Below are 20,630 nucleotides of genomic sequence, written 5' to 3' on the forward strand. Positions count from 1 at the left end.
CCAATCGAACTTGGAGATAGCTGGTTCTCTCCGAAATAGCTTTAGGGCTAGCCTCATGTGTAAGAGTCTTGGAGGTAGAGCACTGTTTGGACTAGGGGCCCTCATCGGGTTACCGAATTCAGACAAACTCCGAATGCCAAAGACTTATCCATGGGAGTCAGACTGCGAGTGATAAGATCCGTAGTCGAAAGGGAAACAGCCCAGACCACCAGCTAAGGTCCCAAAGTATACGTTAAGTGGAAAAGGATGTGGAGTTGCTTAGACAACCAGGATGTTGGCTTAGAAGCAGCCACCATTTAAAGAGTGCGTAATAGCTCACTGGTCGAGTGACTCTGCGCCGAAAATGTACCGGGGCTAAACGTATCACCGAAGCTGTGGATTGACACCTCTAGGTGTCAGTGGTAGGAGAGCGTTCTAAGGACTGCGAAGCTAGACCGTAAGGACTGGTGGAGTGCTTAGAAGTGAGAATGCCGGTATGAGTAGCGAAAGATGGGTGAGAATCCCATCCACCGAATGCCTAAGGTTTCCTGAGGAAGGCTCGTCCGCTCAGGGTTAGTCGGGACCTAAGTCGAGGCCGATAGGCGTAGACGATGGACAACAGGTTGATATTCCTGTACCACCTCTTTTCCGTTTGAGCAATGGGGGGACGCAGGAGGATAGGGTAAGCGCACTGCTGGATATGTGCGTCTAAGCAGTTAGGCTGATGATGAGGCAAATCCCGTCATCGCGAAGGCTGAGCTGTGATAGCGAGCGAATTATAGTAGCGAAGTTCCTGATTCCACACTGCCAAGAAAAGCCTCTAGCGAGGAAAAAGGTGCCCGTACCGCAAACCGACACAGGTAGGCGAGGAGAGAATCCTAAGGTGAGCGAGAGAACTCTCGTTAAGGAACTCGGCAAAATGACCCCGTAACTTCGGGAGAAGGGGTGCTCTGGTAGGGTGCAAGCCCGAGAGAGCCGCAGTGAATAGGCCCAGGCGACTGTTTAGCAAAAACACAGGTCTCTGCGAAGCCGTAAGGCGAAGTATAGGGGCTGACGCCTGCCCGGTGCTGGAAGGTTAAGAGGAGTGCTTAGCGCAAGCGAAGGTGCGAATCGAAGCCCCAGTAAACGGCGGCCGTAACTATAACGGTCCTAAGGTAGCGAAATTCCTTGTCGGGTAAGTTCCGACCCGCACGAAAGGCGTAACGATCTGGGCACTGTCTCAACGAGAGACTCGGTGAAATTATAGTACCTGTGAAGATGCAGGTTACCCGCGACAGGACGGAAAGACCCCGTGGAGCTTTACTGTAGCCTGATATTGAATTTTGGTACAGCTTGTACAGGATAGGTAGGAGCCTTGGAAACCGGAGCGCCAGCTTCGGTGGAGGCATCGGTGGGATACTACCCTGGCTGTATTGAAATTCTAACCCGCGCCCCTTATCGGGGTGGGAGACAGTGTCAGGTGGGCAGTTTGACTGGGGCGGTCGCCTCCTAAAGAGTAACGGAGGCGCCCAAAGGTTCCCTCAGAATGGTTGGAAATCATTCGCAGAGTGTAAAGGCACAAGGGAGCTTGACTGCGAGACCTACAAGTCGAGCAGGGACGAAAGTCGGGCTTAGTGATCCGGTGGTTCCGCATGGAAGGGCCATCGCTCAACGGATAAAAGCTACCCCGGGGATAACAGGCTTATCTCCCCCAAGAGTCCACATCGACGGGGAGGTTTGGCACCTCGATGTCGGCTCATCGCATCCTGGGGCTGTAGTCGGTCCCAAGGGTTGGGCTGTTCGCCCATTAAAGCGGTACGCGAGCTGGGTTCAGAACGTCGTGAGACAGTTCGGTCCCTATCCGTCGTGGGCGCAGGAAATTTGAGAGGAGCTGTCCTTAGTACGAGAGGACCGGGATGGACGCACCGCTGGTGTACCAGTTGTCTTGCCAAAGGCATCGCTGGGTAGCTATGTGCGGAAGGGATAAGTGCTGAAAGCATCTAAGCATGAAGCCCCCCTCGAGATGAGATTTCCCATCACGTAAGTGAGTAAGATCCCTAGAAGATGACTAGGTAGATAGGTCAGAGATGGAAGCATGGCGACATGTGGAGTTGACTGATACTAATCGATCGAGGACTTAACCACAAAGAGTCATATTTATATGAACAACAATTGGTCGATATTCGGCTTTCTTGACATCAATCCTTTATCTAGTTTTGAAGGAACAATCCTTCAATTAAATATTCGTCTGGTGATAATGGCGAAGAGGTCACACCCGTTCCCATGCCGAACACGGAAGTTAAGCTCTTCAGCGCCGATGGTAGTTGGGGGATCTCCCCCTGTGAGAGTAGGACGTCGCCAGGCAAATAAGAAAAAGAGTAGCTCATAGGAGTTACTCTTTTTTGTTTTGATTTGAAGTTCGAAGAACATGATTGTTTTATTAAATCTCTCCTAGACCGCAGTGCGAGGGTAGGGAGGAGCAAGAAGGTCGAGGACGCGAGGGAGAGAAGACCTTCGTTCAGGCTCCCACACGAGGATCTGAACGAGTGAAGCGGACAAAGAGATTCGCCGCTCATCACTAGCCGCAGCCTTCAGTGCCGATGGTGGTTGGGGGCTCCCCCTGTGAGAGTAGGACGTCGCCAGGCAAATGTGAAAAAAGAGTAACTCATTGGGAGTTGTTCTTTTTTTGTTTTAATTAAATTTGTTCGAAAAACCTCTCCATCTCTCAACCTAATACACTCATAATCTCAAGTCACCAATATACCAACATCTTTTCACAATCTTTTTTATAGAGACATACACAGACACGTTAACGGCAACATAAGATTAGAGTACACTTGATTATTCTGTCAGTTGAAATGTTTATAATTATGTATACAATTAGTGGTTTTGAGGCAGAATAGGTTGTATGGAGGTGGAGGGCCCGATGGTAAATCAGGAACGTAAGGCGGCTTTGGAAGAGTGCATCGTTTGTCACGTTGAGAAGAAGGTTGGAATCCATCTATACACATCGTTTATCTGCACAGATTGTGAAAAGGAAATGGTTCACACAGAAACGAATGATCCTTTGTACAAAACGTTCATACAAAGACTGAAAAAAGTGAATACTCCTCAAATCTACTCATAACCAGAAGGTATACATGGTTATGATTTTTTTTGCTTTCAGCGTTTCAATGGATTATGAGTTTCGTTGATTCACCTTTATCCAAAAAAGATTTGAATTCTCCGAAGCATGGTGCCCCAGGGGTATGATACGATATGGATGGATATTTTACTTTAAGGAGATAGATGGAATGAAGCGAGATCATACAAGAACCCCGCTGATTGAGGCGATCGAGAGGCATCGGTCCATACAACCCATTTCATTTCATGTACCAGGGCACAAGAACGGTTTATTGGTGCAGGATCAGCCATTTTATCAATCGGATCTTACAGAGTTAAGTGGTTTGGATGATTTACATGATTCCCATGAGGCGATCCGGGAAGCGGAGGAATTGCTTGGGGATGTATATGGGTCTTTAGTGAGTCATTTTCTGGTGAATGGAAGTACCGTAGGGAATATTGCGGCGATCCTTGCTTCCTGTGAACCTGGAGATACAGTATTTGTTCAACGGAATTGTCATAAGTCGGTGCTGAACGGCATCAGACTAGCCAAGGCTGTTCCGGTTTTCATTGAAACCGAGTGGGATGACATGGGGACCGCCCTTGGGATACGGTTGGAGGATATAAAGGAAGCGATGAACGTATTCCCTCATGTGAAAGCTTGTGTATTCACGTATCCGACTTATTATGGCTTTACATACAATCTTAAAGAAATCATAGATGAGTGTCATAAGCATGGTGTCATCTGTATCATTGATGAGGCTCATGGTGCTCATTTTACATTGGGCACGCCTTTTCCCGAGTCTGCCATGGAGTGCGGGGCAGATATTGTGGTTCATTCCGCTCATAAGATGCTTCCGGCCATGACGATGGGATCGTATTTACATATTGGAAGTAGCCGGGTGGATGCGCATAAGGTAAAAGACTATTTAACTATGCTACAATCAAGTAGTCCTTCGTATCCGATTATGGCATCTCTTGATTACGCGAGATCCTATGTCGGGACGTTTTTAAAAGAGGACTTGGATCAAACACTTGAGCATATTCGCGAATTTATAGATGGGATTGAACGGATCCATCCTCAGCTCATTGTTCGACAGGCACATGATCCATTAAAGCTGATGATGAAGTTCGCAGGGCGGACGGGTTATGTTCTAAAGGAGCTGTTAGAATCTGTAGGTGTCTACCCTGAACTTGCTGATCCGAATCAGGTACTTCTGATCCTTCCTTTAGTAAAGAAGGATTTTTCGTTTCCGTATAAGGAAGCGATCGCTAGGATAAAAAAGGCGCTCGAGGATGAGCCTGTGGTGGAAGTCCTTCCTATGGAGGGAATAATCAGCCCGAGAAGGACAACCCCTTTTTCCAGCCTTGCATTAACCCTGGAGGAAATGAACGGGAAAGTGGAAGTGTTGATTTCCCTGGACGATGCAGAAGGAGAAGTTTCCGCTGGAATGGTGACACCTTATCCACCGGGCATCCCCTTACTGGTGCCGGGGGAACGGATCACTGCCGATGTAATCCGGCGTTTGAACGAATATATAAGGAATAAGGCAAACATACAGGGGCACCACCGATTGGCTGACCACTGTGTGTATGTGTATCGATAAAGCGGAGGGAAACAGATGACAAGAGGATTGTTCATTACCGTTGAAGGCCCCGAGGGAGCCGGGAAGTCAACGATATTATCAGAGTTATATCAACAACTGCTGCAGGATGGCCTGGATGTTGTCCAGACGAGGGAGCCGGGAGGTATTTCCATAGCTGAGCAGATCAGGGAAGTCATATTAAATACAAAGAACACGGAAATGGATAAGCGGACGGAAGCACTGTTATATGCAGCTGCGAGACGTCAGCATCTGGTGGAGAAAGTGATCCCCGCCCTTGAGGCAGGCAGGATCGTAATTTGTGACCGGTTTATCGACAGTTCCCTTGCCTATCAGGGAAATGCCCGTGGAATCGGGATGAAAGAAGTCATGGACATCAATCAATTTGCGATTGAGGATAAGATGCCGGATCTCACGCTGTATTTTGACATTGATCCCGAAGAGGGGTTAAAGAGAATTGCCAAGCATAACGGCAGAGAAGTGAATCGATTGGATCTCGAATCGGTTGAATTTCATACTCGCGTCCGGGAGGGGTATCAGAAGTTGATCAAACAATATCCGGATCGCATTCAAGTCATCGATGCCAGTAAGAGTAAGGAAGCGGTATTTGCTGACGCGTATGAAATCGTGACGGGTTATTTAAACAGGTGAGACTAGTAGAAGAGACGGACTGCCGGGCAAAAATTCGCTGCCTGGTCCTCCGTCTCTTTTTTAGATGAAGCATTGGAGTCTTTTCAATGATATAATAGAAGGAAGTAAATGGCTTTATAACGGAGGAGTTCATTCATGAAGGTAATTATGGCAGTTGTACAGGATAAGGATAGCAATCGTTTGTCTAATGCCCTGATGGAACATAATTTTCGTTCGACAAAATTAGCGAGCACCGGCGGTTTTCTGAAGTCAGGAAATACGACGTTCATTATTGGTACTGAGGATATTCGTGTGGAAAAAGCCTTACAGGTCATTAAGGAAAACTGTCAGTCACGGGATCAAATGGTAGCACCGGTGTCCCCTATGGGTGGAAATGCAGATTCCTATGTGCCTTATCCCGTAGAAGTGGCTGTAGGCGGGGCGACGGTATTCGTTCTCCCTGTAGAACAATTCCATCAGTTTTAAAGTGAGGTTGGATCACGATGAAAATTAATCAGGACCACCGTGTGTCCTTGGATAGCGTGGCGAAAGATCAGAGAACTGGCAGTACCGGCCAAATGAAGTTCGGTCAGCTCGTTCAGAAACATGATCAGAAAATGCAGATGGATCAGCTTAATAAGCTTCTTGGGACGATAGAGGACGCCGGCACCCGATTAGCCCAGTCAAGGACATTCAAAGATCTTGCCAAATATAAAACATTGGTCAAGAAGTTTGTACGGGAAGCAGTCGACTTCGGAATGGACTTGAAGCAGTCCCATACCTGGAATCAATACGGGGAGGGACGAAAGCTGAATATCGTCGAAACGGTGGATCAGCATCTTGTCGGATTAACGGAAGATGTATTGGATAAAGAAAAGAAGTCAATTGATATATTAGGGAAAATCGGGGAAATAAAAGGTCTGCTTATTAATCTTTATATGTAAGAGAGTGATGTTAAGACATGTTGTTTGAAGAGATACAACCATTTCAGCCAGTCGTCCTTCAGATGCTGCAGAATAGTATATTGAAGGATCGTGTCGCTCATGCTTATTTATTCGAGGGTGAAAAAGGGACACGAAAGAAAGAAATGAGCATGCTGTTCGCCAAGGCCTTATTATGCCTGAACCGGGTAGACGGAAAGCCATGTGAAGACTGCTCCAACTGCAAAAGGATCAATCACGGGAATCACCCGGATCTACATGTAGTGGAGCCTGATGGTCTATCTATCAAGAAGGATCAAATTAAAAGTCTGCAAGAAGAATTTTCGAAAACGGGTGTAGAATCCAAGAAGAAAATCTACATTATCGTTCACGGAGATAAGATGACGGCGAATGCTGCTAACAGCCTATTAAAGTTTCTTGAAGAGCCGTTAGCGGATACAACCGCGATTCTCATCACAGAAAATATTCATCGGATCCTGCCGACCATTCTTTCCAGGTGCCAGACGGTTTCATTTAAACCGTTACCGAAAGAACAACTGGCCAAACAGTTATTGGAAGAGGGGATCCCGCCTCACTTTGCCACTCTTGCAGCCAACTTGACGAACCATTATGAGGAAGCTGTAGAAATATGTCAAAATGAGTGGTTTGCACAAGCAAGAATAATAGTGTTAAAATTATATGAAGTCCTCCAAAAAAGTCCCTTCCAAGCAATGGTCAAAATACAAGAGGATTTTGTACAGCACTTCAAAGAAAAAGATCAAGTCGATCGAGCATTGGATCTTTTACTTCTAATATATAAAGACTTACTTCATATCCAGTTAGGAAAAGAAGAGCAGCTCGTGTACCCGGACCAAAAGGAAAACTGGAAATCCAACGCACTTCAAGTATCAACCAATCGTCTTTCTACTAATATGACGGTGATCCTTGAAGCAAAACGCAAGTTAAACGCCAATATGAATTCGCAGCTGCTAGTAGAACAGCTTATGCTAAAACTGCAGGGGTGATGGTCCTTTGTACGATGTTGTAGGAGTTCGCTTTAAAAAAGCGGGTAAAATCTATTATTTCGATCCGGGTGATTTGGACATTCAAAAAGATTGTTATGTAATCGTTGAAACGGTCCGCGGAGTCGAATTTGGAAAAGTAGTCGTAGAGAGAAAGCAAGTCGGAGAAAATGATGTAGTTCTTCCGTTGAAAAAAGTGATTCGGATTGCCGATCAAAAAGATCGATTGATCGTGGACGAGAACAAGTCGTCTGCAACGGAAGCCTATAACGTATGTTGTGATAAAATTAATCAGCATCAATTGGATATGAAATTGGTGGATGTAGAATATACATTTGATCGTAATAAAGTCATATTCTATTTTACGGCTGATGGACGTGTTGATTTCCGGGAGCTGGTGAAAGATCTGGCCTCCATTTTCCGTACGCGCATTGAACTTCGTCAGATTGGCGTTCGAGACGAAGCAAAAATGCTGGGTGGTATTGGTCCTTGTGGCCGCATGCTGTGTTGTTCAACCTTTTTAGGGGATTTTGAACCTGTGTCCATCAAAATGGCGAAGGATCAAAATCTATCCCTTAATCCCACGAAGATTTCAGGTTTATGCGGACGTTTGATGTGCTGTCTGAAATACGAGAATGACGAGTATGAAGCAGCGAAAGAAGAACTACCTGATATCGGAGAAGTGATTAAGACACCTCATGGAAAAGGTAAAGTGGTAGGTCTTAATATTCTGGAACGTATTCTTCAGGTGGAAATCAAAGAAGAAGAGCGGGTTCTGGAATTCACATTAGATGAAATTATGAACGAAGGTGCCGTATCATTCCAAGCCACAGAGTAACGGGGTGTAGTGTCGTGGATAAGAAAGAGTTCTTTGATTCAGTCAGTAACATGGAACAACAAATTGGTGACTTGTATCATCAATTAGGTGAGCTCAAACAATGCCTAGCTGAAATGTTAGAGGAAAATAATTCTCTAAAGTTAGAAAATGAACATTTGCGCCGTAGACTGGAACAAACAGAGAACTCACCAAAAAAGGTACAAACAAACAACGATGCGGGTACGACGAGTGAGTCAGACTTAGAAGATAAAACACTGGATATTGGAGAAGGCTATGACAACCTTGCTCGACTATACCAGGAAGGATTTCATATTTGTAACATACATTTCGGAAGTCCCCGGAAGGATGAAGACTGCTTATTCTGCCTTTCTTTCTTAAATAAGAAATAAAGGATACTTCATTCTTCTGAACAGAATACAGATAAAAAGGACTGATCCACGATATAGTGGGATTGGTCCTTTTTATTCGAAAAGCGCAGGCGGCTTGAACAGGCCCGACAAGCATAAGATGAATGGGCTGAGAAGGCGTTCTTTGCCTTCTTGGACCATTTAGCTTATGACCTCGAGGGACTAGCCGCCGGAGCTGGACAATCGAAAAGCAAAAACAACATATAATAGAAGAAAAAATGGAGGAAAGGCATGGTCGAGTTAAAAGAAGATGAGCGTTTAGATTATTTATTAGCTGAAAACATGAGGATCATTCAGAGTCCTTCCGTTTTCTCTTTTTCAACAGATGCGGTCCTATTGGCCCACTTCAGCTATTTGCCGATTCATAAGGGTAAGGTGGTTGATTTATGTTCAGGGAACGGCATCATCCCCTTATTGCTGAGTGCAAGAACCAATGTCCAGATAACAGGAGTGGAAATTCAAGAGCGGCTAGTTGATATGGCACAGCGGAGTGTCGAGTATAATGACCGTCAGCATCAGATCACGATGAAAATGGGGGATGTAAAGGAAATTGATCAACTCCTCCATCATTCTCACTATGATGTGGTTACATGCAATCCTCCCTATTTCAATACGCCGCCAGGAGATAAACGAAATGTGAACGAGCACTATGCGATTGCCCGTCACGAAATCTTATGCACCCTTGAGGATACCATCAAAGCGTCCAGCTATTTGCTGAAACAGGGAGGCAAGGCTTCCTTCGTTCACCGCCCCAGCCGATTGATGGATATCCTTTCACTGATGAGAAAACATCGTCTCGAGCCCAAACGATTGCGCTTTGTGTATCCAAAGCCCGGGAGAGAAGCCAACACGATATTAATAGAAGGAATAAAAGATGGGAAACCGGACCTAAAGATCCTTCCCCCTTTATATGTATACGATGAGCAGAATGAGTACTCTAAAGAAGTACATGATATGCTATTTGGAAAACATAAAACGAACCACCAAACATGAACCAGGAGGTGATATTCACCATGAAGCAGCAGAAAAGTTTTCAGGACAGTGAAAAAGGAAGCCTGTATCTTGTCCCCACGCCGATCGGAAATCTCGAGGACATGACGTTCCGTGCCATCCGAATGATGAAGGAAGCGACGGTGATTGCAGCGGAGGATACGAGGAATACCAAGAAACTGTGCAATTACTTTGAAATTGATACACCAATCATCAGTTACCATGAACATAATAAAGAAACGAGCGGACAGAAACTGATTGAGCGAATGGAGAAGGGAGAGCTCGTGGCCCTTGTCAGTGATGCAGGAATGCCATCGATCTCAGATCCAGGTTATGAATTGGTGAAAGAAGCAATTGAACACAACATTGCCGTCATTCCACTGCCAGGGGCAAATGCCGCCCTTACGGCTCTCATCGCTTCAGGTTTAGCTCCTCAGCCATTTTACTTCTATGGTTTTCTGCATAGAGGAAAAAAAGACAAAAGAGCTGAGCTTGAAACCCTAAAATCCTTGGAGGATACATTTATCCTTTACGAATCACCCCACAGATTAAAAGAAACATTAAAAGAATTATATGCGGCTTTGGGAAATAGACAAATCGTCATCTGCCGAGAGCTCACGAAGAAGTTCGAGGAGTTCATACGAGGTTCAATCGAGGAAGTAATCGAATGGGCGAATGAGGGAGAAGTGCGGGGGGAGTTCTGCTTGTTGATCGAAGGGGCAGGTCCACAAGAGCAAGAGGTGGAAGAAGCTTGGTGGAGCAGTTACTCCCTGCAAGATCATGTCCAACACTATGTAGATGAAGAAAGCATGTCCTCAAAGGAAGCCATCAAACAAGTCTCCAAAGAGAGATCCCTCCCTAAACGGGAAGTATACCAGGCTTACCACGTGGAATAACTGCCAAACAAAAAGGCCTGAGTCGAATGGACTCAGGCCTGTCATATAGCAAAGGATTATTTTGATTGTAAAGATTCCTGAATTTCTTTCAGTAACTGATCTGCACCTTCACGGCTAAGAACTAATTTACCATTCGCAAGCTTGATGTTGTCATCAGAAACTTCACCAGTGATTTGGCAAGTCATGCTTGGCTTATATTTCTTTAAGATAATTCTTTCGTCATCCACATAAATTTCCAAAGCATCCTTCTCAGCGATACCTAATGTACGACGTAGTTCGATTGGAATAACGACACGGCCCAGTTCATCAACTTTTCTTACAATACCTGTAGACTTCATTTGAGAATCTCCTCCAAATAAATATGATTATTTATCTCTATCTGTTTCGTCAATATTCGACAAATTTCATTAACTGATACTATCATACCAACGATTAGGAATCTCGTCAATAATTAAATCTGTAAATTATTAATAATAAATGGATGTTTAAGTCTTGTTATAATAAGCTTTACGCTTTGTTGTAAAAAATTGTATTACCAATTGAATATTATTGTAATGAAAGTAATATTCAATAAAATTGTCGAATTTTCTTTACCTAATGCATAAGTTCGACATATTTCGACAAAATTCAATGTCGTTTTCGACAAAACTTACAATCAACATTGTTTAGTTGCAGAAACCCTTTATTTTAGGTATATTTTGATGAGATAAGAGGTTAAGATGATAGGTAAGGTCAAGGATGGATGTATATAACAGACCTGCCACTATAAACCATACGGAGTCTGATTTGGGTTTATGGGGGTAAGTGAAAAAATGAGGAGGAACAGGAAGTGGAAGAAAAGTTGAACACCTTCTATATTACAACGCCGATTTATTATCCAAGTGGAAATTTACATATTGGACATGCATACACCACGGTTGCCGGTGATGCCATGGCCCGTTATAAGAGAATGCGTGGATTCGATGTCATGTACCTTACCGGGACGGACGAACATGGCCAGAAGATCCAAAGAAAAGCCGAGGAAGAAGGGATCACACCTCAGGCATATGTTGACGGAATTGTAAGCGGCATTAAAGACTTGTGGGAGAAGTTGGATATATCCTACGATGACTTTATCCGGACGACAGAGAAGCGTCATAAGGATATCGTAGAAAAAATCTTCAACCAGCTTGTCCAGCAGGGCGATATTTATCTGGATCAGTATGAAGGATGGTACTGTACCCCATGTGAATCCTTCTTTACGGAAAGACAATTAGAAAACGGGAATTGCCCTGATTGTGGACGCCCCGTTGAAAAAGTAAAGGAAGAGTCGTATTTCTTCAAGATGAGTAAATACGTCGATCGCCTACTTGCTTATTATGAAGAAAATCCTGAGTTCATTCAACCAGAATCAAGGAAGAATGAGATGGTGAATAACTTCATTAAACCAGGTTTGGAAGACCTTGCTGTTTCACGTACCACTTTTGATTGGGGAGTGAAGGTACCTGGTGATCCGAAGCACGTCATTTATGTTTGGATCGATGCCCTTTCCAACTACATCACGGCTTTAGGGTATGGCAGCGAACAAGACGCAAACTACTTGAAATATTGGCCAGCGGATGTGCATCTGGTAGGAAAGGAAATCGTCCGTTTTCATACGATCTACTGGCCGATCATGCTGATGGCTTTGGATCTTCCGCTTCCAAAGAAAGTCTTCGCTCATGGATGGCTTCTGATGAAAGACGGAAAAATGTCCAAATCCAAAGGGAATGTCGTGGATCCTGTTACCCTTATTGATCGATATGGCCTTGATTCTCTTCGCTACTATTTGTTAAGAGAAGTACCATTTGGATCTGACGGTGTCTTTACGCCGGAAGGATTTGTTGAGAGGATCAATTTTGACCTGGCCAATGACCTTGGGAACTTATTGAACCGGACAGTGGCTATGATCAATAAATACTTCGATGGGGTCATTCCAACTTATGTTGATTCTGACGGTGAATTTGATCAAGCACTCCTGGATATGAACAATGAGACGGTGAAGAAATATGAAGAAGCCATGGAAAATATGGAGTTTTCAGTTGCACTGTCCAGCCTTTGGCAGTTAATCAGCCGTACGAATAAGTACATTGATGAAACACAGCCATGGGCCCTTGCAAAGGATGAAAGCAAGAAGGAAGAACTGGGAAGTGTGATGAGTCACTTGGCTGAATCATTAAGAAGAGTGGCAGTCCTCTTACAGCCTTTCTTGACAAGAACACCTAAGAAGATCTTCGAGCAGCTGAATCTGCATGATGAAAACATGCACACATGGGAAAGCCTTGAGCGTTTCGGAGCCATTCCGGCAGGCACCGAAGTAGTCAAAAAAGGGGAGCCTATCTTCCCGCGTCTTGAACTACAGGAAGAGGTAGCCTTTATTAAAGAGAAAATGCAGGGATCTGCTCCTGTCGTGGAAGAGAAGAAGGAAGTTTCCGCACCGGAAGCTTCAGAGGAAATCGGGATTGACGATTTCATGAAAGTCGAGCTTCGCGTAGCCGAGGTGATTGGAGCGGAACCGGTTAAAAAAGCCGATAAGCTGCTAAAGTTGCAATTGGATCTAGGCTATGAAAAACGTCAAGTTGTATCGGGAATTGCGAAATTCTATCAGCCGGACGAGCTCGTTGGGAAAAAAGTGATCTGCGTAACGAATCTGAAGCCGGTAAAACTTCGCGGGGAACTTTCCCAAGGAATGATTCTTGCCGGAGAAGAAAGTGGAACGTTATCTCTTGCTTCCATCGATCAGTCTTTACCAAATGGAACAAAAGTTAAATAAATGATTCTTTGTGATAGATGAAATAAAGGGATGTTCCACGTGGAACATCCCTTTATTATATGCAATATGCATATAATGAATTCGGTGAATGGTAGTTTTTAATTAAGAAAATTAATTATATCAGTATAGTTAAAAAAGAGGGGTAAACAGATGATTTTGGTTCTGTCACTAAAATAGATAAAATGAAGTGTGACTGTAACGGGAACTCTGTAAATAAAAAATATCCAAGTAAACCATAATATGTAATATGAATGTTACATGAATGTGATGCTTGTCATGCGTTTTTATATTAAACTTATCTTTATTACAAGGAGTGTCTTATATGCTATTTGATACACATGTTCATTTGAATGCTGAACAATTTGACGAAGATCTGGAGGAGGTATTGTCAAGGGCAAGAGAAGCTGGAGTCGAAAAAATGGTGGTTGTCGGCTTTGACCGTCCGACCATTAATCGGGCCATGGAACTCATTGGTCAATATGATTTTCTATATGCCGCAATCGGGTGGCATCCAGTGGATGCAATTGATATGAATGATGAGGATTTAGCTTGGATAGAAGAACTTTCACAGCACCCTAAAGTCGTTGCTATAGGGGAGATGGGGCTTGACTATCATTGGGACAAATCCCCCAAGGATGTTCAAAAAGAAGTATTCCGAAAACAGATTCAACTAGCTAAGAAAGTAAAACTCCCGATCGTCATACACAACCGTGAAGCCACACAGGATATCGTGGATATTCTCAGGGAAGAAGGAGCGGAGGAAGTAGGAGGGATCATGCACTGCTTCAGTGGAAGTCCTGAAATCGCTCAAGAATGTGTAGAAATGAATTTCTATATTTCCCTTGGAGGTCCCGTAACGTTCAAGAATGCCAAGAAACCTAAAGATGTGGCTAAAGAAATCCCGCTTGAGAAGCTTCTGATTGAAACCGATTGTCCTTATCTCGCTCCTCATCCGTATAGAGGGAAGAGAAATGAACCGGCTTACGTGAAGCTTGTAGCGGAACAAATCGCGGAATTGAAAGAAGTGTCTTTGGAGGAAGTAGAAAGGATCACAACAGAAAACGCAATAAAATTATTCAACATAAACTGACATCAGATATTGTCGAGAATTGAGAGAGCTTGTCTTAATAGTTAAGTAAAACAAAAAGTTCTACATAGGAATCGTGTTTCATAGGATAAACGTGTCGATAACTCTCTCTTTTCTTTTTCTTGCATTTTCTGCATAATATGTTTTGTGTTCCCTGGGTTGTAATATTTTGCTAGATTAGGTTAGAAGAAGCAAGGGTTGACAGTCACTGGATAACTCTATATAATCACTCCGAGAAAAGGAGGCGTTTTTCATGAACTTTAAAGCCATGAAAAGCCTGTTTTCCAAGTCTTTGAGTCGAAGGAAATGGATTGTTACAATCGGAACCATCGTAACATCGGCAGCTGTATTCGGAATTCTTTTTTATGAAGGATCGAAGAACACTGTAGCATTGACCTTAGACGGCGAGCAAAAAGAGATTAGGACGCATGCAAACACGATTCAAGATATATTAAAAGAATTAGAGATTTCACCCCGCTCAGAAGACTATTTGTACCCCTCGGGGAATACGAAGGTTTCAAATAACATGAATATCGTTTGGGAACCGGCAAAACAGGTAGGGATAGCAGTAGGTGGCCAGGAGAAAAAAATCTGGACGACTGCTGAAACAGTAAAAGAGTTACTCTCCGAAAATGAAATCCAAGTAGGAGAACATGATAAGGTCCAACCCGGCTTATCAGAAAAAGTAACAGGGAACATGAATGTAAAGATTGATACCGCATTTTCACTTAAGCTTGTAAACGGTGGAAAAGAACAAAAGGTATGGTCTACTTCGACTACGGTCGCTGACTTTTTAAAGCAACAAGGAATTACACTAAAAGATTCAGACCGTGTTGAACCAAGTTTAGACAAAGTTGTTAAAGCAAATGATGTCGTAAATGTCGTTCGAGTTGAAAAAGTCACCGATGTAGTGGAAGAGACAAAGAATTTCACCGTTATTTCCAAGAAGGACTCCGACCTTTCAAAAGGAAAAGAGAAAGTCGTTCAAGAAGGCAAAAACGGAAAAGTTGAAAAGAAGTATGAAATCGTAAAAGAGAATGGTAAAGAGGTTTCCAGAAAATTAGTGAGTGAAAAAGTCGTGGAAGAAAGTCAGGATAAAATTGTCAATGTCGGAACAAAGGTTTTAGTGGCCCAGGTTTCACGTGGACGTTCTTCATCCTCATCATCCAGTGCAGAAGCATCAGCCGCTCCTAGTGGCGGACGGGAATTCTATGTCAGTTCTACTGCGTACACAGCTTCATGTAATGGATGCTCCGGCCATACGGCTACAGGCATCAATCTGAAATCGAATCCTAACGTTAAAGTGATCGCAGTCGATCCTTCCGTTATTCCTTTAGGTTCAAAGGTCTATGTGGAAGGCTATGGATATGCTGTTGCGGCAGATACAGGCGGAGCGATCAAAGGGAATAAAATCGATGTATTCTTCGCATCCAAATCAGACGCTTATCGTTGGGGAAGAAAAACAATCAAAGTGAAAATATTGAACTAGGAGCAGGGTGTTTTCCTGCTTTTTTTTATTTCTCGGTTAAAACCGTTATAATAGCTTTAGGTCTTCATTTATTAGACGAATTGAAGTGCAAAAATGTTTCAACTTTTTTGGAGGAATTATGAAAATCAAAGAAATCATTGTGGTGGAAGGAAAGGACGATACGGTAGCCATTCAGCGTGCCGTCGATGCAGATACGATCGAAACGAATGGTTCTGCGGTTTCTCCTGTTACTATAGAGAAAATTAAGCACGCCCAGGAAAAAAGGGGCGTTATCATATTTACGGATCCCGATTATCCGGGAGAACGAATTCGGAAGATTGTGAGTGAAGCGGTACCCGGATGCAAGCATGCCTTTGTACATAAGAAAGACGCGCTGCCGAAATCAGGCAGGGGGATAGGTGTCGAACATGCAAGCCCGGACGTCATAAGGGAGTCCTTGAAGGAAGCTCATTTATTGGATGTCGATCAGGTGGAAATCATTTCGAAAGAAGATCTGATCGATGCCGGTTTGATCGGAAGCCCGCAGTCGAAGGACAGGCGAATAGCCCTTGGTGAGAAGCTTAGAATCGGATACACTAATGGAAAACAGCTGCAGAAACGTTTACGGATGTTTAATATTCAAAAAGAAGAATTTAAAAAAGCGTTAATGGAAATCATTCAGGAGGAAGAACATGCATAAAGATATTGCAACCCCGATACGAACAAAGGAAATCCTTACAAAGTACGGATTTTCGTTTAAGAAGAGTCTTGGTCAGAATTTTTTAATTGATCCCAATATTTTAAGGAACATAACGGAATATGCAGGACTATCCGAGAAAACAGCGGCTATTGAAATCGGACCTGGAATCGGAGCCCTGACAGAACATCTTGCCCGTACTTCGGGAAAAGTTGTAGCCTTTGAGATCGATCAGCGACTGATCCCGATCCTGGATGACACCCTGTCTCCTTATGATAATGTGAAAATAATAAATGAAGATATCCTTGAAGCGGATGTTGAAGCGATCATAAACAGAGAATTTGAAGGATTCGACGATATTATGGTGGTAGCCAATCTTCCGTATTACGTCACCACGCCCATCATCCTGAAATTATTAATGGAACGTCTCCCGATCAGGGGAATATGCGTCATGCTCCAAAAGGAAGTAGGGGACCGTATTTCAGCTCAACCGGGAACAAAGGCATATGGATCACTTTCCATCGCCATTCAGTATTATACAGAGGCTGAGATGGTCATGACTGTCCCTAAAACGGTCTTTATGCCCCAGCCGAATGTAGACTCTGCCGTCATCCGCCTGACGAAGCGTGAGAAGCCTCCTGTAGAGGTTATCAGTGAAGACTTCCTATTTACCGTTACACGCTCGTCCTTCGCTCAAAGAAGAAAGACGATTTTGAATAACTTAACGAGTCAACTCCCTCAGGGGAAGGAAAAGAAAGAGCTGATCCTGGAGGCATTATCCCAAGCTGGCGTCGAACCTACCCGCAGGGGGGAGACACTGACGATACAGGAATTCGGCCGCTTAAGCGATGAGTTGTACCCGAATTTCAACTAAAGCATGCATAAATGGCTAAACGTGAAGGAGCGTTTAGCCATTTTTTTGTATATGTTAACTGATCAGTCCACTCCCATTTTATTGACACGGAATATTCCGGGAGTGCATAGGTTATCACAGGGAATATTTACTTAATGGATGATAAGGAAGGGCTTTGAGAAGGGCAGGCGGATGCAGACCCTCCTCGGCTTGTTGATTTCCTATTTTGTTTTATCAACCAATGTTTAGCCCATGGGAGTGACTGATGTGAATATCGAAATCAATGATGTCGTAGGTCGCCTTTCATATCGATGTGATATTTTATTCAGGGTAATAGATATCCGCATGATAGATGGTCATAAAACGGCAGTACTGTATGGTGAAGATTTTCGATTAATAGCGGATGCTCCTTTTCATGATTTGAAGAAGATGGACCCTAGAGAACAGGACCGCATTGCGCAGGAATTTCGTTCGAAAGAAGAACAATCCCTCGACCTGTTTCGACAGGATATAGAGCTTCTCAAGTATAAGCAGGAATACAGGGTCACGAATGCTTATCGAGACGATTACAACTATTTCCAAGTCCCGGGGAAAGTGCTTCATCTTGATGGAGATCCCAGCTATTTAAGAAAATGCCTAGATCTTTATGAGAAAATCGGTGTCCCGGTTAAAGGCGTGCACTGTAGTGAAACAGAGATGCCTAACCAAATCGGATCCCTTATCGATAAATATAGACCGAATATTATTGTATTAACAGGTCATGATGCCTACTCCAAGTCGAAAGGGGCCAAGGCTGATATCAACGCGTATCGCCATTCGAAGTATTTTGTTCAGGCAGTAAGGGAGGCCCGCAGCAAATCCCCCCACCTGGATCAGCTTGTGATCTTCGCCGGCGCCTGTCAATCCCACTTTGAATCCCTGATCCATGCAGGTGCCAACTTCGCGAGTTCCCCCTCAAGAGTCAATATCCATGCCCTCGATCCTGTTTATATCGTAGCAAAGATCTGTTTCACAGGATTTAAAGATTCGGTGAATGTCTGGGATGTCATCCGCAATACACTGACAGGAGACAAAGGATTGGGTGGAATCGAGACGAAAGGTGTACTTCGGACGGGAATGCCATACAAAATCACAGAAGAAGAATAGGGAAGGTTCGACAAAACCTTCTAAGACCTTACAATTACTTGTAGGGTCTATTTCCTTTTCAGGTGACATATACTGGTTGGGTGGTGATTTTTTAACCTTGTCGGGACTGAACGAGCCGCCTCCGCTTTTAGTGTTATCCAGCTCCAGGGCTTAGAGGCTCGAGGTCATAAGCCAACCCTGCCAAAAAGGCAAAGAACGCCTTTCCGGCAGGCTCGTCTTATGCTTGTCGCCTCTGGGCAAAGCCCTTCCGCTTTTAGTGTTATCCAGCTCCGGCGGCTAGTCCCTCGAGGTCATAAGCTAAATGGTCCAAGAAGGCAAAGAGCGCCTTCTCAGCCCATTCATCTTATGCTTGTCGGGCCTGAGCAAGCCGCCTCCGCTTTTAGTTTTTACATAATTTTTCATTCATTGGGGAATGTTAGGGTTGTAGAAAAAACGTACTTTTTGTTGAATAAAATATATTGACAGGTGTTCATGATTCTTGTTAAAATAATAAATTTATTTGACTAAAATTACATAATGTGTTATATTTAATAACAGTGAGGTGGAAGCGAAATGCCAAAAACATTAGCCGACATTAAAAGATCCCTTGATTCTAATCTGGGGAAACGTTTAATGCTTAAAGCAAACGGTGGACGTCGAAAAACAATTGAGCGTTCAGGTGTTCTAGCCGAAACGTATCCTTCTGTATTCGTGGTTCAGCTGGATCAAGAAGAGAATGCGTTCGAACGAGTTTCTTACAGCTATGCAGATGTTCTCACTGAGACAGTTCAATTAACATTTTATGATGAAGCAACAGGAAATATCATCTTTAGCCAGCAGTAGACAATTGTTTGCTGCTTTTTTATTTGTTTAAAAATACATGTTTTACATATGATCTTTCAACATTATTTAACCTTTCCGTACACATACTAACCATGTGGTGCAACTAAAGGAGGTAGACAATGAGTAGAAGAAGAGGGATCATGTCTGACCAATTAAAAGAGGAAATCGCTCAGGAATTAGGGTTCTATGACGTTGTTCAGAAGGATGGCTGGGGGGGGATCACGTCCCGGGACGCAGGGAATATGGTAAAGCGTGCAGTTGAGCGCGCAAGCCGGCAGCTGTCCGAACATCATACTCACTAACTCTTTTACACATATGGATTACATCTTTTATCAGTACCATATACAAAAGGTCGCCTAAAAAGTGTCATGCTTTTCCGGCGGCCCTTTTTTATAAGAGGCAACGCCATCTTTCCTATCAGTACTTTACGTGATAAAATAACATACTTATATGAGGATGTTTAGAAGTTAACACTCTCTATAATAAGTGTATGATACAATATAACAAAGAGTATTGGTAAGAAGGTGATGATATGAGGTTATTAGTAAAGGCGCCGGCAAAAATTAACCTATCACTTGATGTTTTACATAAACGTTCAGATGGTTACCATGAAGTTGAGATGGTTATGACGACAATCGATTTAGCGGATAGAATTGAACTGACGAATCTTTCAGACGATACGATCAAAATTCTTTCCCACAATCGATTTGTGCCGGATGATGGAAGAAACCTTGCCTATCAGGCTGCACATCTGTTGAAAGAGAAATTAAACATCAAGAAGGGTGTAGCCATTTCCATCGATAAAGTGATCCCTGTGGCGGCAGGGTTGGCAGGGGGAAGCAGTGATGCGGCTGCGACCTTGAAAGGGCTGAATCGTTTATGGGATTTAGGTCTGAGTATGGACGAACTGGCAGAGCTGGGTGCTGAAATCGGTTCTGATGTATCCTTCTGTGTTTATGGAGGGACAGCCCTGGCGTCGGGAAGAGGAGAGAAGATCAAACATCTTCCCGCTCCCCCGAACTGCTGGGTGATCCTGGCCAAACCGACGATAGGCGTTTCAACAGCGGATGTGTATAAAAATCTGGACTTGAAAAACATACAGCATCCGGATACCAGCGCAATGGTATCAGCTTTAGAACATGGGAATTATCGTGATATTTGCTCCAATCTCGGGAATGTACTCGAATCGGTTACATTGGATATGCATCCGGAAGTATCCCAGATTAAAGATCAAATGGAGCGGTTCGGTGCCGATGCCGTTCTGATGAGCGGAAGCGGCCCGACAGTATATGGATTGGTGCAATATGAATCAAGACTTCATCGAATCTACAATGGTTTAAGAGGTTTTTGTGATCAAGTTTTCGCAGTGCGCATGCTTGGAGATTAAGAGCTCTTGCCG

At 43.7% G+C, this 20,630-nt stretch carries 20 protein-coding genes and 2 rRNA genes (1 of these 22 running past the window's edge); 21 read left to right on the forward strand and 1 reads right to left on the reverse strand.

Features of this window, described 5'->3' with window-relative positions; translation table 11 throughout:
- The 12 genes from P8596_RS00190 to rsmI form a co-directional block, all read left to right on the forward strand.
- Window positions 1-2,103: ribosomal RNA gene (locus P8596_RS00190) — 23S ribosomal RNA — on the forward strand (it extends 833 nt beyond the left edge of the window).
- Window positions 2,104-2,205: 102 nt separating this feature from the next.
- Window positions 2,206-2,322: ribosomal RNA gene (gene rrf / locus P8596_RS00195) — 5S ribosomal RNA — on the forward strand.
- Window positions 2,323-2,884: 562 nt separating this feature from the next.
- On the forward strand, window positions 2,885-3,085 hold the full coding sequence (locus P8596_RS00200) for a sigma factor G inhibitor Gin (protein ID WP_224522392.1): 201 nt from the start codon (window positions 2,885-2,887) through the stop codon (window positions 3,083-3,085).
- A 166-nt stretch (window positions 3,086-3,251) separates the two neighbouring features.
- A complete protein-coding gene (locus tag P8596_RS00205; protein WP_279725474.1) occupies window positions 3,252-4,667 on the forward strand; it encodes an aminotransferase class I/II-fold pyridoxal phosphate-dependent enzyme in 1,416 nt (471 codons plus the stop codon).
- A gap of 15 nt (window positions 4,668-4,682) precedes the next feature.
- Window positions 4,683-5,315 carry a dTMP kinase gene (gene tmk, locus P8596_RS00210; protein WP_279725476.1) on the forward strand — a complete coding sequence of 211 codons (633 nt, stop codon included), beginning with the start codon at window positions 4,683-4,685 and terminating at the stop codon, window positions 5,313-5,315.
- Between the two features lie 135 nt (window positions 5,316-5,450).
- Window positions 5,451-5,780 (forward strand): cyclic di-AMP receptor DarA, encoded by a 330-nt coding sequence (locus P8596_RS00215; protein ID WP_034762933.1) that lies wholly within the window; start codon window positions 5,451-5,453, stop codon window positions 5,778-5,780.
- Window positions 5,781-5,797: 17 nt separating this feature from the next.
- A complete protein-coding gene (locus tag P8596_RS00220; RefSeq protein WP_229597134.1) occupies window positions 5,798-6,238 on the forward strand; it encodes a YaaR family protein in 441 nt (146 codons plus the stop codon).
- A gap of 17 nt (window positions 6,239-6,255) precedes the next feature.
- Window positions 6,256-7,239, forward strand: a complete 984-nt coding sequence (gene holB, locus P8596_RS00225; protein WP_224522388.1) for a DNA polymerase III subunit delta' — start codon at window positions 6,256-6,258, stop codon at window positions 7,237-7,239.
- 7 nt (window positions 7,240-7,246) lie between these two features.
- Entirely contained in the window at window positions 7,247-8,074 is an 828-nt protein-coding gene (locus tag P8596_RS00230) for a PSP1 domain-containing protein (protein ID WP_098438567.1), read from the forward strand.
- A 14-nt stretch (window positions 8,075-8,088) separates the two neighbouring features.
- Window positions 8,089-8,463 carry a DNA replication initiation control protein YabA gene (gene yabA, locus P8596_RS00235; RefSeq protein ID WP_061810606.1) on the forward strand — a complete coding sequence of 125 codons (375 nt, stop codon included), beginning with the start codon at window positions 8,089-8,091 and terminating at the stop codon, window positions 8,461-8,463.
- Window positions 8,464-8,712: 249 nt separating this feature from the next.
- Entirely contained in the window at window positions 8,713-9,474 is a 762-nt protein-coding gene (locus tag P8596_RS00240; RefSeq protein WP_279725477.1) for a tRNA1(Val) (adenine(37)-N6)-methyltransferase, read from the forward strand.
- A 20-nt stretch (window positions 9,475-9,494) separates the two neighbouring features.
- Window positions 9,495-10,367, forward strand: coding sequence for a 16S rRNA (cytidine(1402)-2'-O)-methyltransferase (gene rsmI / locus P8596_RS00245; protein WP_279725478.1), 873 nt, complete (start codon window positions 9,495-9,497; stop codon window positions 10,365-10,367).
- A gap of 56 nt (window positions 10,368-10,423) precedes the next feature.
- Here the strand turns inward: rsmI and P8596_RS00250 are convergent, their stop codons facing one another.
- Complete coding sequence (locus P8596_RS00250; protein WP_034762946.1) at window positions 10,424-10,705, reverse strand: transition state genes transcriptional regulator AbrB; 282 nt, start codon at window positions 10,703-10,705, stop codon at window positions 10,424-10,426.
- A 491-nt stretch (window positions 10,706-11,196) separates the two neighbouring features.
- Between P8596_RS00250 and metG the strand changes: the two genes are divergently transcribed.
- From metG to ispE, 9 genes are all read left to right on the forward strand, one after another.
- A complete protein-coding gene (gene metG / locus P8596_RS00255; protein ID WP_254652742.1) occupies window positions 11,197-13,158 on the forward strand; it encodes a methionine--tRNA ligase in 1,962 nt (653 codons plus the stop codon).
- Between the two features lie 322 nt (window positions 13,159-13,480).
- Window positions 13,481-14,248, forward strand: coding sequence for a TatD family hydrolase (locus P8596_RS00260; RefSeq protein ID WP_061810601.1), 768 nt, complete (start codon window positions 13,481-13,483; stop codon window positions 14,246-14,248).
- Window positions 14,249-14,498: 250 nt separating this feature from the next.
- Complete coding sequence (locus P8596_RS00265; RefSeq protein ID WP_244886941.1) at window positions 14,499-15,734, forward strand: G5 and 3D domain-containing protein; 1,236 nt, start codon at window positions 14,499-14,501, stop codon at window positions 15,732-15,734.
- A gap of 118 nt (window positions 15,735-15,852) precedes the next feature.
- Window positions 15,853-16,413 carry a ribonuclease M5 gene (gene rnmV, locus P8596_RS00270; protein ID WP_229597140.1) on the forward strand — a complete coding sequence of 187 codons (561 nt, stop codon included), beginning with the start codon at window positions 15,853-15,855 and terminating at the stop codon, window positions 16,411-16,413.
- Entirely contained in the window at window positions 16,406-17,284 is an 879-nt protein-coding gene (gene rsmA / locus P8596_RS00275) for a 16S rRNA (adenine(1518)-N(6)/adenine(1519)-N(6))-dimethyltransferase RsmA (protein WP_224522382.1), read from the forward strand. Before rnmV ends, rsmA begins: the two co-directional genes overlap by 8 nt.
- Window positions 17,285-17,515: 231 nt before the next feature.
- On the forward strand, window positions 17,516-18,409 hold the full coding sequence (yabG, locus tag P8596_RS00280; RefSeq protein WP_079534934.1) for a sporulation peptidase YabG: 894 nt from the start codon (window positions 17,516-17,518) through the stop codon (window positions 18,407-18,409).
- A gap of 552 nt (window positions 18,410-18,961) precedes the next feature.
- On the forward strand, window positions 18,962-19,231 hold the full coding sequence (gene veg, locus P8596_RS00285) for a biofilm formation stimulator Veg (RefSeq protein ID WP_032085220.1): 270 nt from the start codon (window positions 18,962-18,964) through the stop codon (window positions 19,229-19,231).
- Window positions 19,232-19,350: 119 nt separating this feature from the next.
- Window positions 19,351-19,533 carry an alpha/beta-type small acid-soluble spore protein gene (locus tag P8596_RS00290; RefSeq protein ID WP_034762960.1) on the forward strand — a complete coding sequence of 61 codons (183 nt, stop codon included), beginning with the start codon at window positions 19,351-19,353 and terminating at the stop codon, window positions 19,531-19,533.
- Window positions 19,534-19,763: 230 nt separating this feature from the next.
- Window positions 19,764-20,618, forward strand: a complete 855-nt coding sequence (gene ispE / locus P8596_RS00295) for a 4-(cytidine 5'-diphospho)-2-C-methyl-D-erythritol kinase (RefSeq protein ID WP_034762961.1) — start codon at window positions 19,764-19,766, stop codon at window positions 20,616-20,618.
- Window positions 20,619-20,630 lie beyond the last annotated feature (12 nt).

This window comes from Rossellomorea sp. DA94 (assembly GCF_029834455.1).
In the GTDB taxonomy this organism is placed as follows: Bacteria; Bacillota; Bacilli; order Bacillales; family Bacillaceae_B; genus Rossellomorea; species Rossellomorea vietnamensis.